Origin of the sequence: Neisseria canis (genome assembly GCF_900636765.1) — a bacterium.
Classification (GTDB): Bacteria; Pseudomonadota; Gammaproteobacteria; order Burkholderiales; family Neisseriaceae; genus Neisseria; species Neisseria canis.
The window spans coordinates 2,076,339-2,089,366 of sequence record NZ_LR134313.1 but is presented as its reverse complement, the minus strand read 5'-3'; the positions used below and the strand labels follow the sequence as shown (position 1 = coordinate 2,089,366).

Genomic DNA, 13,028 nt, shown 5'->3' with positions numbered 1-13,028 from the left:
CAGGATTAAGCAATGCTGCCTAAGCACTTGGAATCATTGGAAGAATACGAAAACCTCAAGCGCAAAAACCGCCGCCGTTTAGCCGGCGCGTCCGCTATGGTGGTGGTGGCAGGTTTAATATTCGCCAAAACTTCAGGTAAAGACGAAGCAGAAACAGGGCAAGCCGCCGCATCTGCCCCTGTTGTTGCACAATCCAAGAAAGTTTCCAAACCGGAACAAGAGCCCCAGCAAGAAGAATCGAAAGAAGAGTCGGCCGAAGCGGCCAAAGAACGAGAATCAGAAGAAAACGCCAAAAAAGCCGAAAAGGCAGCGCAAGCTTTATCTTCCGAAAAGGAAAACAAGCAGCGCGTTGTATTTCTCAGCCCGGATGACACTAATCCGCCTCCCAAAGAAGAAGTTCAAGCCAAGCCGAAATCAAAAGACAATCTCATTTACGAATTGGCCGAAAATCAGGAAAGCGTAGAAGTTTCCGATGAAGACGGGCATTCGCGTACCGTAACTAAAAAAGCCCCTCCGGCGGAAAAAATGGATCCCAAACCGGAAGAGTTTGCCCCGATTCCCGTAGTTACCATTAAAAATACCAACAAAGAAGCAGCAGCCAAAGAGCGGGAACGCAAAGCTGCGGACGCCGCCAAAAAGGCAGCCCAGCTGAAGAAAGAGGCCGAAGCCAAAAAAGCGGAAGAAGAAAGAAAAGCCGCAGAAACGAAAAAAGCTGCGGAGAAGAAAGCCGCGGAAGAGAAAAAACTTGCCGATGAAAAACGCGCCACTCAGTTGAAGAAAGAAGCGGAAGCCAAGAAGGCTGCCGAGGAACGGAAAGCCGTCCAACAGAAAAAAGAAGCGGAAGCCAAAAAAGCGGCTGAAGAAAAGCGTGCCGACCGGCTGAAAAAAGAAGAGGCCAAGAAAGCGGCTGAAGAAAGAAAAGCAGCCCAACAGAAAAAAGAAGCTGAAGCGAAAAAAGCAGCCGAAGAGAAACGTGCCGAGCGGCTGAAAAAAGAAGCGGAGGCAAAAAAAGCCGCGGATGAAAAGCGCGATGCGCAATTGAAGAAAGAAACAGAAGCGAAGAAAGCTGCAGAAGAAAGAAAAGCGGCACAGCAGAAAAAAGAAGCGGAAGCCAAAAAAGCGGCTGAAGAAAGAAAAGCCGCTCAGTTGAAGAAAGAGGCTGATGCCAAGAAAGCAGCTGAAGCGAAGAGAGCTGAAGATGCTAAAAAAGCGGCTCAGCAAAAGAAAGAAGCAGAAGCGAAAAAAGCTGCGGAAGCCAAAAAAAGCGGTTCCGGCAAGGCGGTGATTCAGGCAGGCGCATTTAGGGATGAAGCCGCCGCGCAGAAAACGCTGCAAGCATTGCGGCAATCCGGTATGAGCGGCTCTATCAGCAAAGTGGAAACCAGCAAAGGCACGGTTTACCGTGTGCGCAGCGGCACTTTTGCCAATAAGGAAGCGGCAGACAATGCTTTGAACCGCTTAAGAAGCAAGGGTGTAAACGGTTCGGTAGTCAGTCAGGGCAAATAATTTATGGAGATATTCGACATTCTTGCAGCGCTTGTGGTGTTTGTGTGTGTCATCATCTCGATGATGCGCGGCGTGATTGCTGAAGTTGCGTCTCTGGTAACGTGGATTGTGGCATTTGTTGCAGCCCGTATGTTTGGCCAGGATTTTGCAGAAGCTTTTCTCTCATCAGTCCAACCCCATGTTTTGAGCGTGGCGGTTGGTTTTATTTTGGTATTTGCGGCGGCATGGTTGGTAATGTATCTGCTGCGCTCTTTGTTGACTGCAATAGTGGGAACGCTGGGTTTGGGCGGTGTAAACCGCTTATTGGGCGGAGTATTCGGCGCGTTAAAAGGTGTTTTGATTGTTACTTTTGTGGTGGTGGTGTGTTCGTTTACCGATTTGCCGAAAACCGATGGTTGGAAAAATTCAATCAGTGCGCCTTATTTTGAATCGCTGGCCTCCGCAGCATTGCCGGCGCTTTCAGAGTATATGACGGAAAACTTGAAAAATCCGATGATTTAATTGTTTTGGAGATAAAACAAAATGTGTGGTGTGTTTGGGTTGGTGGCGCACGAGCCGGTGAACCAGTCGCTGTATGACGGCTTGCAAATGTTGCAGCACCGGGGTCAGGATGCCGCGGGCATTGTAACCGTTCAGGGCAATATGTTTCATATGCACAAAGGCAAAGGCATGGTGCGTGATGTGTTCCGCACCCGCAATATGCGTGATTTGCGAGGCAATGCCGGCATCGCACATGTGCGCTATCCTACAGCGGGCAGCGCGGGCAGCGGTGCCGAAGCTCAGCCTTTTTATGTAAGCTCGCCTTTCGGCATTGTGCTTGCGCATAACGGGAACCTGACCAATACCGACGAGCTGTATGAAAACGTGTGCAACAAGCACTTGCGCCATATCAACACGCGTTCCGATTCTGAAGTGTTGTTAAACGTATTTGCCCATGAGCTGCGCAAGGAAGTTACTTCTTCCGGTGATACGCATTTGAGTGTCGATAATATTTTCAACGCTGTTTCCCAGCTTCATCTTCGTGTGCGCGGTGCTTATGGTGTGGTTGCGCTGATTGCAGGCTACGGTTTGGTGGCGTTCCGCGATCCTTATGGTATCCGGCCTTTGGTTTTGGGTGCACAAACCGATGGGCAAACGGGCAAAACCGCTTATGCCGTGGCTTCGGAATCGGTTGCATTCAACAGCCTGGCCTTTGATTTAGAGCGGGATATTGCGCCGGGTGAAGCGGTGTTCATCACATTCGACGGCCAGTTTTATTCGCGCCAATGTGCCGAAAATACCAAGCTTGCGCCCTGTTTGTTTGAATATGTTTATTTTGCCAGGCCTGATTCGGTGATTGACGGTGTGTCGGTTTATCAGTCGCGGCTCAATATGGGTGTGGCGCTGGCGGAGAAGGTGAAACAGTATTTGCCGGTTGAAGATATTGATGTGGTGATGCCGATTCCCGATACCAGCCGCCCGAGTGCGATGGAGTTGGCGCATCATTTGGGTAAGCCTTACAGGGAGGGCCTGATTAAAAACCGTTATATCGGCCGGACATTCATTATGCCCGGCCAGGCGACCCGCAAAAAATCGGTGCGCCAGAAGCTCAGCCCGATGGCTTCCGAGTTTGAAGGGAAAAATGTTTTGCTGGTGGACGATTCGATTGTGCGCGGCACCACCAGCCGGGAAATTGTGGAGATGGTGCGCGATGCCGGCGCGCGTAAAGTTTATTTTGCTTCGGCGGCACCGGAAGTGCGCTACCCCAATGTTTACGGAATCGACATGCCGACCCGTGAAGAGTTGATTGCCAATGGCCGTTCTGCCGAGGAAGTTGCCCGGGAAATCGGCGCCGATGCTTGTGTGTTCCAAGGTTTGGAAGAGTTGGAAAATGTGGTGCGCGAGCTCAACCCTGAAATAGAAGGTTTTGAGGATTCTTGCTTCAGCGGCTGCTACCCTACGGGGGATATTGACGAGGCTTATCTGAAACGCCTGTCTGAAGGCGAATCCACGGGCTCGGCCGCTTTTGTCCAACCCAGCTTGATTGACCACAGCGTGCGCGTAGATGCGGGTTCGGATGCCGATGATCATGATGCATAATTGTGTTGTGTGAATTGGTATAAATGCCTGTCTGAAGATTTTTAAGTTGATTAACTGTATTTTCAGACAGGCATTCATTATTCACGGATACAAGTCCAAGTTTAACCATACAAAACACCCGCCGGATTCTTCGGCGGGTGTTTGCTTTCAGACAGGCATTGTTTTGCGGCGGGATGTTGCGGATATAGGCTTAGATGTTTTGCCCTTGTGCCAGTTGCTGCGTGTAAGCAACCAGCTCCTGCTGTTTGGCTTTGGCTTTGCCGGAATCCAAGGCTTCTTTGGCAGCTTCAAAACCTTCGGCCAAAGAATTTGCTTTGCCGCCGGTGTAGATGGCGGCGGCCGAGTTGAGCAATACGATGTCGCGTGCGGCACCGGGTTGGCCGGCTAATACGCTGTTCATCATGCCGAGCGATTGTTGGCTGTTGTCTACGCGGATTTCATTGAGGTTTTCGCGCAGAGGAATGCCGAATTGTTCGGGGGAAATATCGTATTCGCTGATTTTATTGTCTTTGAGTTCGGCGATGCGGGTGGTGCCGGTAAGGGTGATTTCGTCCAGCCCGTCTTTGCCGCAGATAACCAAAACGTGTTTGGAGCCGAGCTGCTGCAAAACGCGCGATAAGATGCCGCATAAATCGATATGGAATACGCCGAGCAGCTGGTTGGGCGCACCGGCAGGATTGGTGAGCGGGCCTAAGATGTTGAATATGGTTCGGATGCCGAGTGAGCGGCGTACCGGAGCAACATAGCGCATGGCGTTGTGGTGGTTGGGGGCAAACATAAAGCCCATGCCGGTTTCGTCTATACAGCGACCCACTTGTTCGGGCGAGAGGGTAAGCGATACGCCCATTTGTTCCATCACATCTGCCGCGCCGCTGGAAGAGGATACCGAGCGGTTGCCGTGTTTGGCGATGTGTACGCCGGCGGCTGCGGCAACAAACATGGTGGTGGTGGAGATATTGAATGTTTTGGCGCCGTCTCCGCCTGTGCCGACTATATCGACTAAGTTTTCGCGGTTGCTGACAGGCACGGGAATGGCAAACTCGCGCATCACGGCTGCGGCGGCGCTGATTTCGGACACGGTTTCGACTTTTATCCGCAATCCCACCAAAATAGCGGCGATTTGTTCTGAAGCGACTTGGCCGCTCATAATTTGGCGCATTAAGTCGGTCATTTCGTCATAAAAAAGCTCATTGTTGTCAATGAGGCGGGCGATTGCTTGCTGTGGGGTAATCATAAATTCTTCTTTGAGGTTGGGATTGATTTTCAGACAAACTTGAAGTGTTTGAAGGCTTCTAAAAAGTTATTCAGCATATCATGGCCGTGTTCGGTAAGCAGGCCTTCGGGATGGAATTGCACGCCTTCGATGGGCAGGGTTTTATGGCGCACGCCCATGATTTCTCCGTCGTCCGTCCATGCGGTGATTTCGAGGCAGTCGGGCAGGGTGTCGCGGTCGATAACAAGGCTGTGGTAGCGTGTGCAGGTTACGGGATTGGGCAGCTTGTGGAACATGCCTTCGCCGATGTGTTTGACCGGTGAAACTTTGCCGTGCATCAGGGTTTTTGCGCGGACGATGTTACCGCCGAATGCTTCGCCTATGGTTTGGTGGCCGAGGCAGATGCCCATAATGGGCAGCTTGCCTGCAAAATGCTGCATGGCTGCCACAGAGATGCCGGCTTCTTTGGGTGAACAGGGGCCGGGGCCGATAATGAGATATTGCGGGTTAAGGTGCTCGATTTCCTGCAGAGTGATGTCGTCGTTGCGCCGCACGGTTACTTCTTGGCCCAGCTCTGAAAAATATTGGACGATGTTGTATGTGAAACTGTCGTAGTTGTCGATCATTAAAAGCATTTTTGTCTTTCTGATGCCTGTCTGAAAAAAGCCCGCACGGTTCGGTACGGAGCTTATTTTACGGTGTTGAGGTTTTCAGGCTTGTTGATGAAGTTCCATAGCTCTTCATCGTTTTTAAAAAGATTTTTTCGGATAACGTAGGTCAGGTTGCGCCGGACGCGGCTGTCGGCAGGGCGGCGGACAACCCGCATGCCGCATTGATGGGCGGCAATTTCAAGTATTTTGGCGGAAAAGCAGGGCTGGTGCAGGCGCGGAATAATCAGGGGGTGGCGCTGAATGTAGGCATTCAGGTCGCGGCTGCTGTCATCATAGGAATGGCCTTTTTTATCGATAAACACGATGGTGAAAGGCATTTTTCTCAGGTAATCCATCGGCGTAGGTATGTGTTGATTACTTGTTTTTACACTATACCGTGAATTGCGGCGCATGAAAAGCTTTCTTCCTCAAAGCACAAAAAAGCCGGTTAAAAGGATGTGGGCACCAGTGTTGCGCTGAGTGGGAGGTGGTCGGATAGGTTTTGCCACGGTGTGCCGTTGTGCAGTTTGGCATCGAGAATATCGAGGTTGCGCGTGTAGATGCGGTCGAGGCTCAAAAAAGGCATGCGGGCGGGAAAGGTTTTGGGGCGTGAGCCGAAGTAGTCGATAAATACCTCTTTCAAGCCAAGGGAGCGGCCGATGTTCATACAGGATTTGTGGCGCCAGTCGTTGAAGTCGCCGGCGAGAATCAGCGGGCTTTGCGGCGGTACATAGGTGGTAACGTATTCGAAGATGGCGGTGTATTGCTTCACACGGTCGACTTCCAGCAGGTTGAGGTGGGCGCATAGACAAACAATGGGGAAAGGCCAGCCTTCGGGTTGGATTTCGCAATGCAACACACCGCGTCGCTCAAGCTTGTTGACGGTGATGTTGAGGTTGTGGTGGGTGTGGATAGGCAAATGGCTCAGAATGGCGTTGCCGTGGTGTTTTTCTTTGTAGATGGCGTTTTTGCCATAGCTTGAATAATAGTCGAGGCGGTCGCTTAGGATGTCGTAATGCGGAGCTTTGGGAAATGCGGGCAGCTTGAGCTGCCGGCGCAGGTTTTCGCCTTGTACTTCTTGCAGGAATAAGATGTCGGAGCGCAGACTTTGAATGGCTTCTGCCATACTGTCGACTTGTACGAAACGGTTGAGCGGCGACATGCCTTTGTGCATGTTGTAGGTGGTGATAATGATGGGTTCGACAGACATGGTTGTGTTGTTTTCCGTATCGGTTTGTTGAAGTTATATAACTAAATATATGCCTGTCTGAAAGGATATTCAATCTTTTCAGACAGGCATTTTCAATGTTTAGCCAAACTTAAAATGGCGCTGCGGTTTGACGGTGAGAATACCTTTTCTGCGGCTTCTTCTACGGGCAGCCATTGATAGGAAACGTGCTCTGCCAATGTGATGCTGCTTGCTTTGGAGATGACGGCGGAAAAAATGTGTTCGGTATTGTGCGTCACGCCTTCGGGGTAGCGCCAGCGCCAGTGCGGGTAGATTTCATAAACGGTACTTTCCTGCCAGTCGTTTAAGTCTTCGGCTCTCAGGCGGATGCCGGTTTCTTCCCAAACTTCGCGGAGGGCGGTTTCAGACAGGCTTTCGCCGGTTTCTATGCTGCCGGTTACAGACTGCCAGAAGCCTGCGTTGTCGGCACGTTCCAGCAATAAAACCTGCCCCGCGCCGTCGTGGAGCACGACCAGCACGGAGACCGGTTGTTTTAAAGGCTTGGGCTGGCTCATTCGTTGCCGTCGTGGTCTATTGATTCGGTGTCGCCGCGGGCTTTAAGGCCAGCACGCAGCATGGCCATATCGCTGGGCTCTGCGGCTTCATTGAGGATACGCACTTCGCGTTGGGGGAACGGAAATTCGATATTTTCTTCGTTAAAGCGTTTCCAAATATCCAGCAATATGGCGGAAAAGAGGCCGAGAAAGCCGTTTTCCGGGTCTTTTACCCAGAAAGTAATGCGTAAATCAATGCCGTTGTCGGCGAAACCGATCAAAAAGGCATTCGGTTCGGGAGAGGTTTCGACGCGTTCTTGCGCAGCCGCAGCTGCCCGCATGATCTCCATCGCGCGGACAATATCCGAGCTGTAAGAAACTTGGACATCCAACGCTTGAGATAAAGATTTGCCGGTGTAGGATTCGTTTATCACCATTGAGGTAATAAACGTTTCGTTCGGGACTAATGCTTCTGAACCCGTGGTGCTGCGCAATACCACGAAGCGGGAAGTGATTTTGGTAACGTAGCCTGTGAAGTTGTCAACGGTAAGCCGGTCGCCGGGGCGGATGGAGCGGTCGCCGAGAATAATGAAGCCGGAAATATAGTTGCTGGCGATTTTCTGCAAGGCAAAACCGATACCCACACCCAATGCGCCGCCGAATACAGACAATACGGTAAGGTTGATGCCGACCAAAGGCAGCGCAATCAACACGGATAAGATAACCAGAACGGTTTTGACAATATTGGAGAGCATAATCCGCAAGTTGATGTCGAGATGGCTGCTGCTCATCAATTTGCCTTGAATGACTTTCGATAACCATAAGGCCAGCATCATAACCACGCCCACCCATAACAGGCCGGTCAGTATGGTATACAAGCTTAATGTGCTAGAACCTACTGAAAAGGTTAGGTTTTTCATCCAATTGATGATGATGTCGTCAATGCCGGAAACCCAAAGCAGGAAGTAGCCCCAAAGTGTGCTGGCAATGGTGTTTTCCAGCCAATTGCTGAATTTGTTGGCAGGCATGGCGGCGTGGACGATAGCCAGTGCGGCGCGGATGAGAATCATCCATTGTGCGGCCAAAAGTAACAGCCTCAGCCAAAGGGGACGCAAGCCGATGGCGTTCCAGACAATCAGCGCGATAAAGGTCAGCACCAATATCAATACGGGCCAAAGAATCCGCTGCCCCAAGTGGCGCAGAAAGGCGAAGCGGGCAGAATAATCAATCGGTTTTTTGCGTATCCACACGGAAGACAGCCAGTAGGCCAGGCCCATAATGACGGCGGCCACGGCGATATCGAGCCAGCCGGAAAAGTGGCTGAAGCTGGTTTGTAAAAACTGCGAGGCAAATTCGTCTCGGGCGAACAGGGATAAGACGAAGCTTTTAAACCCTTCGCTGGTGTGCTCAAGCAGGGTTGCGCCTGATTGGCCGGTAATGTGGGGAACAAAGTGGGTTAGATTTGAAAATAAAGTCAGCATGAATTTTTTGCGTGTGTGTGATCAATTGAACCGTAATTATAAAGAAGTTGCAGCGGCTTGAAAAATTTAGGCTGAATGCCTGTCTGAAAAAGGGTTCAGCCGCCGGTTAGGTTTGAACCGTCCGGTCGGTGCAGGCGGGAGAATACTTGGGTGAAGGCAAAGGTAAGGATGTCGATGGCCCGGAATGTGTAGCGGAAAGCGTCGTGCAGATTGCCGCCGCTGATTTCGGGTACGCTGAAACGGTTGAGCAGCAGGGCGCCCAAGGCAATGCCGAGGCTCACGGAAAGCTGCTGGTTTTCTGCCATCAGGCTGTTGCCGCTGCCTGTCTGAATCGGGCGCAAGTCGGCGATGGTCAGTGTGTTCATGGCTGAATATTGCAGCGAGTTGCACATGCCTAAAACGAATAATAAGGTTATGAGCAACCATAAAGGTGTGGCTGCCGTAGGCAGGGATAGCAGGATAATGAGGATGCCGATAAGCCGGGTGTTCCAAATCAATACCTTGCGGTAGCCCGTGCGCTTGATAACGGTTTTGATGAGCGGTTTGGTGATTAACGCGGCAAAGGCAACCGGTGCCAAAATCCAACCCGATTCGCTGGGGCTGCGGCCGAAAGCCAGTTGCAGTAAGAGTGGAAGCAGAAAAGGTACGGAAGCCATGCCCAAGCGGCAGGCCAGATTTCCGGCAATGCCCAAACGGAATGTTCTGACTTGGATTAAATTGAGCGGATACAGCGCCTTTCTTTCATGTTTGGCATGTTGCAGGTAAAGCCAAGAAAGAGGCAATACCGAATAAACCGATAGAAGATTAGAAATGAATGCCTGTCTGAAAGCAATGTGCGGTTGATGCTATAGACGGTTAATGTTCAATACGGCATCCACATTGTTTTCGGTTTGCTCTGATAAAACCTGCAAAGGAATGCCACGCAGTTCTGCCACGATCTCGGCGATGCGGTACACATTGGCAGGCACATTAGCGTTGTTTTTCAGCATAAACGGGCTGTCGGTTTCCAAAACTATGCTCTCTAAAGGCAGCTCGGCGGCAGCCTTGCGGGCTTTCTTTGCTGCAGGATTCAGCAGCAAAGAGCCGATACCGATTTTAAACCCCAGTTTGATGAATTCTTTCGCTTCTTCAATGCTGCCTGAAAAAGCATGCGCAAAGCCGCCTTGTGTGAAACTGCTTTCTTTGATTATCCGGATAAGATCATTACCCGCGCGCACATTGTGCAGAATAACAGGGCGGTTATGCTGCATGGCGAGAGCAAGCTGCTGCCGGAACGTGTTTTTCTGCCGCTTGATCCATTCAGGCGGTTGGTTTTTATCGGCATAGTCCAAGCCGATTTCTCCAATAAGGGTTTGCGGGTGCAGCCGTAAAAGCTCGTCAAGCCTGCTTAAAAAATCTTGGTCGGTTTTTTCGGCATACCACGGATGAATACCAAATGCCCCATAAATAGATGATGATTGCAGCAGAGCTATCTTGTTCCAATCATTGATTGATGCGGCAGGAACAATAAACCGCCGAACGCCGGCATCGTTTGCCTGCCGGAGAATTTCATCAAGGCGGGTGTGCAGTAGGGTATCGGCAAGGTGCGTGTGGGTATCGGTAAATTTCATGAGGGTAATAAGGCGAAGTGGCTGTATGGTTGCTTTGTGATTTGATTAGATATAGTAGTAAATGCCAGTTGGTTGATTATAAAGAAATAAGGCGGCCATGCCAGCCGCCTTAGAGTGTATGCAAAGCCAAATTAATTGGCAAACGGGTGTTGCAACAAAATTGTTTCGTCGCGATCCGGGCCGGTAGAAATAATCGCAATCGATGCACCGCAAACTTCTTCAATACGCTTCAGGTATTTTTTCGCATTTTCAGGCAGTTTGTCATATTCTTTAATACCGAAAGTCGTTTCATCCCAGCCGGGTAAAGTTTCATAAATCGGCTCACAAGCAGCAACGGCATCCGCACCGAACGGAAGAATATCGGTTGTGCTGCCGTCGGGCAAAGTGTAGCCTACGCAAAGCTTGATTTCTTTAATGCCATCCATCACGTCCAGTTTGGTAATGCACATGCCTGTGATGCCGTTGATTTGGATGGAGCGTTTTAACGCAGCGGCATCAAACCAGCCGCAACGGCGCGCACGACCGGTTACCGATCCGAACTCATGGCCGCGTTCTGCCAAGCCTTTGCCCACTTCATCAAACAATTCGGTCGGGAAAGGGCCGGAACCCACGCGTGTGGTATAAGCTTTGACGATGCCCAAAACATAATCCAGCATATGCGGAGGTACGCCTGCTCCCGGTGCTGCGGCACCTGCCGAGCAGTTGGATGAAGTTACAAACGGATAAGTGCCGTAATCAATGTCGAGCAAAGTACCTTGCGCGCCTTCAAACAGCAGGCATTCGCCTTTTTGTCCTTTTTCATGCAGGGTGCGGGATACATCGGAAATCATGGGCAGAATACGGTCTTTGAAACCTTCGATAGTTTCCATGATTTTTTCATAGCTTACCGGTTCTGCATTGTGAAGGTATTTCAGTTGAACATTATAAAGCTCAACATTGGCTTTGATTTTTTCGGCCACTTTTTCAATGCCGAACAAATCACCAATGCGGATTGAGCGGCGGGCCACTTTATCTTCATAGGCAGGGCCGATGCCTCTGCCGGTTGTGCCTATTTTTCCTGCGCCGCGAGAGGCTTCCCGTGCTTGGTCCAATGCAATGTGGTAAGGCAGGATCAACGGGCAGGTCGGAGCAATTTTTAAGCGGCCTTCTACGTTTTTCACTCCGGCTGCATTCAATTCATCAATTTCGGCTAACAGGGCTTCCGGGCTGACCACGACACCTGAGCCGATAAAGCAGTTAAGGTTTTCATGCAGAATGCCGCTCGGAATCAGGCGCAGAATTGTTTTTTTTCCACCCACAACCAATGTGTGGCCTGCATTATGACCGCCCTGAAAGCGCACTACGCCGGTAGCCTGCTCAGCCAGCCAGTCTACTATTTTACCTTTACCTTCATCGCCCCATTGGGAACCGATTACTACTACATTTTTAGCCATGTTGAATAATACCTGTATGAATAAATTGTGGAATTATTGAATTTCCCATTTGCCGTTTTCGAAAATTAACCGGCGGGAAGAGTTGTCGTTGCATTCGACGCCATAGTCGATAATGACACGCTCGCCATTGACCCGCAGATGATCAATTTTATCGCGGGCTGCTTCCAAATCCTGATAAGCAACGCTGATGGCAGGTTTGCGTTGCTCGGTAAAACTGCCGGTTAAGCGGCGTAAGTCAAAGCTGAAGCCGGTGGCAGGGCGGCTGCGGCCGAAGTGCTTGCCGAGCCCGTCGTAGCGTCCGCCTCTGGCTATGGCATCATGACTTTGTTGGCCGTATGCGGCATAGAGCAGACCGGTGTGATAATTGTCAACACGCAATTCAGATAGGTCTATGTGTACAGTTTGCTCGGGAAAGGCGTTACATACTGCTTCAAGCTGGCTTAATGCATGGTTGACATTGAATAAATCAGGTAGGCGTTGGCGGGCTTCGTCAATTACTTCACGGCCGCCATATAAAGACGGTAGCAGTGAGAATGCTTTGGCCCACATGCCGTCAAGCGCCCATTCGCTAACCAATTTTTTGATTGCGTCCGTATCTTTATTCTGCATCAATGCCAATAATTGCTGGGATTGGTTTTCGCTTAATTCTGCAGCGCCGGAAAGGGAGCGGAAAACGCCGATATGGCCGAGGGAAAGTAATATATTGTTGATATTGCCTATTTGCAGGCTTTTTAGCATAAGTTCGATAATCTCAATATCTGCTTCTACGCCCTCATAGCCGTATAATTCTGCCCCTGTCTGAAAAGGTTCGCGGGTTGTCAGAAACCCTTCGGGTTTTGCATGTAGCACGGAACCGGAATAGCACAAACGGTTGATGCCGTTGTTGGCTGACAAAAGATGCGCGTCAATGCGGGCAACTTGCGGTGTAATATCGGCACGGATACCCAATTGACGGCCACTGATTTGATCAACAACGCGTATGGTTTTGAGGGATAGGCCGGCATCAATATGGGTAAGCAGCGAAGCGCTGTATTCCATAAGGGGAGGGTGCACAAGTTCGTATCCGTAAGAACGGAAAAGAGCCAATAATCTTTCTTTCGCGCTTTCCAAATGCCGTGCGCGGTCAGGCAGAATGTCGGCAATGTGTTCGGGGAGCTGCCAAGACTGCATATTCGGAATATCTTTCTCCAGACGCAAGAAAAAAGCGGGTTAGGCCGCTTGCGTCCAAATGAAGTTATTAAAACCAAACTTTAACACAAAACAGATTATTTTTGCAGCCTTGATATGAATTACAGCTGAATCTGTAAGCGAAACTTTATATCAAGACAATGCCT

13 protein-coding genes are annotated in these 13,028 nt (G+C 50.4%); 3 read left to right on the top strand and 10 right to left on the bottom strand.

All coding sequences use genetic code 11. The annotated features are described in order from the left end of the window. Nucleotides 1-12: 12 nt before the first annotated feature. Genes EL143_RS09975 through purF form a run of 3 tightly spaced genes read left to right on the top strand, consistent with a single transcriptional unit; the run spans nucleotide 13 to nucleotide 3,585 of the window. Nucleotides 13-1,506, top strand: a complete 1,494-nt coding sequence (locus tag EL143_RS09975; RefSeq protein ID WP_085416315.1) for an SPOR domain-containing protein — start codon at nucleotides 13-15, stop codon at nucleotides 1,504-1,506. Between the two features lie 3 nt (nucleotides 1,507-1,509). Next, complete coding sequence (locus tag EL143_RS09970; RefSeq protein ID WP_085416314.1) at nucleotides 1,510-2,007, top strand: CvpA family protein; 498 nt, start codon at nucleotides 1,510-1,512, stop codon at nucleotides 2,005-2,007. Nucleotides 2,008-2,028: 21 nt separating this feature from the next. Continuing rightward, entirely contained in the window at nucleotides 2,029-3,585 is a 1,557-nt protein-coding gene (purF, locus tag EL143_RS09965; RefSeq protein ID WP_085416313.1) for an amidophosphoribosyltransferase, read from the top strand. Between the two features lie 190 nt (nucleotides 3,586-3,775). On the opposite strand, the gene trpD is transcribed toward purF, so the two are convergent. The 10 genes from trpD to EL143_RS09915 form a co-directional block, all read right to left on the bottom strand. Then, on the bottom strand, nucleotides 3,776-4,819 hold the full coding sequence (trpD, locus tag EL143_RS09960) for an anthranilate phosphoribosyltransferase (RefSeq protein ID WP_085416312.1): 1,044 nt from the start codon (nucleotides 4,817-4,819) through the stop codon (nucleotides 3,776-3,778). A gap of 29 nt (nucleotides 4,820-4,848) precedes the next feature. After that, nucleotides 4,849-5,433, bottom strand: coding sequence for an aminodeoxychorismate/anthranilate synthase component II (locus EL143_RS09955; protein ID WP_085416311.1), 585 nt, complete (start codon nucleotides 5,431-5,433; stop codon nucleotides 4,849-4,851). Nucleotides 5,434-5,486: 53 nt separating this feature from the next. After that, on the bottom strand, nucleotides 5,487-5,861 hold the full coding sequence (locus tag EL143_RS09950; protein WP_232001288.1) for a hypothetical protein: 375 nt from the start codon (nucleotides 5,859-5,861) through the stop codon (nucleotides 5,487-5,489). Nucleotides 5,862-5,896: 35 nt separating this feature from the next. After that, a complete protein-coding gene (locus EL143_RS09945; protein WP_085416309.1) occupies nucleotides 5,897-6,658 on the bottom strand; it encodes an endonuclease/exonuclease/phosphatase family protein in 762 nt (253 codons plus the stop codon). 92 nt (nucleotides 6,659-6,750) lie between these two features. After that, nucleotides 6,751-7,191, bottom strand: a complete 441-nt coding sequence (nudB, locus tag EL143_RS09940) for a dihydroneopterin triphosphate diphosphatase (RefSeq protein WP_085416308.1) — start codon at nucleotides 7,189-7,191, stop codon at nucleotides 6,751-6,753. Then, nucleotides 7,188-8,651 (bottom strand): mechanosensitive ion channel family protein, encoded by a 1,464-nt coding sequence (locus EL143_RS09935; protein WP_232001286.1) that lies wholly within the window; start codon nucleotides 8,649-8,651, stop codon nucleotides 7,188-7,190. Before EL143_RS09935 ends, nudB begins: the two co-directional genes overlap by 4 nt. A gap of 95 nt (nucleotides 8,652-8,746) precedes the next feature. Next, nucleotides 8,747-9,433, bottom strand: a complete 687-nt coding sequence (locus tag EL143_RS09930) for an MFS transporter (protein WP_308021724.1) — start codon at nucleotides 9,431-9,433, stop codon at nucleotides 8,747-8,749. 63 nt (nucleotides 9,434-9,496) lie between these two features. Continuing rightward, the gene (locus tag EL143_RS09925) at nucleotides 9,497-10,261 is read right to left on the bottom strand and encodes a TatD family hydrolase (protein ID WP_085416306.1); all 765 of its coding nucleotides are present in this window, start codon (nucleotides 10,259-10,261) and stop codon (nucleotides 9,497-9,499) included. 131 nt (nucleotides 10,262-10,392) lie between these two features. Next, the gene (locus EL143_RS09920; RefSeq protein ID WP_085416305.1) at nucleotides 10,393-11,694 is read right to left on the bottom strand and encodes an adenylosuccinate synthase; all 1,302 of its coding nucleotides are present in this window, start codon (nucleotides 11,692-11,694) and stop codon (nucleotides 10,393-10,395) included. Nucleotides 11,695-11,727: 33 nt separating this feature from the next. Then, nucleotides 11,728-12,864, bottom strand: a complete 1,137-nt coding sequence (locus EL143_RS09915; RefSeq protein WP_085416304.1) for an ATP phosphoribosyltransferase regulatory subunit — start codon at nucleotides 12,862-12,864, stop codon at nucleotides 11,728-11,730. Nucleotides 12,865-13,028: the final 164 nt, after the last annotated feature.

What these genes read in the sequence shown, in the direction of transcription:
- EL143_RS09975 (WP_085416315.1), top strand. Translation starts at nt 13, where the DNA reads ATGCTGCCTAAGCACTTGGAATCATTGGAAGAATACGAAAACCTCAAG.
- EL143_RS09970 (WP_085416314.1), top strand. Translation starts at nt 1,510, where the DNA reads ATGGAGATATTCGACATTCTTGCAGCGCTTGTGGTGTTTGTGTGTGTC.
- purF (WP_085416313.1), top strand. Translation starts at nt 2,029, where the DNA reads ATGTGTGGTGTGTTTGGGTTGGTGGCGCACGAGCCGGTGAACCAGTCG.
- trpD (WP_085416312.1), bottom strand. Translation starts at nt 4,819, where the DNA reads ATGATTACCCCACAGCAAGCAATCGCCCGCCTCATTGACAACAATGAG.
- EL143_RS09955 (WP_085416311.1), bottom strand. Translation starts at nt 5,433, where the DNA reads ATGCTTTTAATGATCGACAACTACGACAGTTTCACATACAACATCGTC.
- EL143_RS09950 (WP_232001288.1), bottom strand. Translation starts at nt 5,861, where the DNA reads ATGCGCCGCAATTCACGGTATAGTGTAAAAACAAGTAATCAACACATA.
- EL143_RS09945 (WP_085416309.1), bottom strand. Translation starts at nt 6,658, where the DNA reads ATGTCTGTCGAACCCATCATTATCACCACCTACAACATGCACAAAGGC.
- nudB (WP_085416308.1), bottom strand. Translation starts at nt 7,191, where the DNA reads ATGAGCCAGCCCAAGCCTTTAAAACAACCGGTCTCCGTGCTGGTCGTG.
- EL143_RS09935 (WP_232001286.1), bottom strand. Translation starts at nt 8,651, where the DNA reads ATGCTGACTTTATTTTCAAATCTAACCCACTTTGTTCCCCACATTACC.
- EL143_RS09925 (WP_085416306.1), bottom strand. Translation starts at nt 10,261, where the DNA reads ATGAAATTTACCGATACCCACACGCACCTTGCCGATACCCTACTGCAC.
- EL143_RS09920 (WP_085416305.1), bottom strand. Translation starts at nt 11,694, where the DNA reads ATGGCTAAAAATGTAGTAGTAATCGGTTCCCAATGGGGCGATGAAGGT.
- EL143_RS09915 (WP_085416304.1), bottom strand. Translation starts at nt 12,864, where the DNA reads ATGCAGTCTTGGCAGCTCCCCGAACACATTGCCGACATTCTGCCTGAC.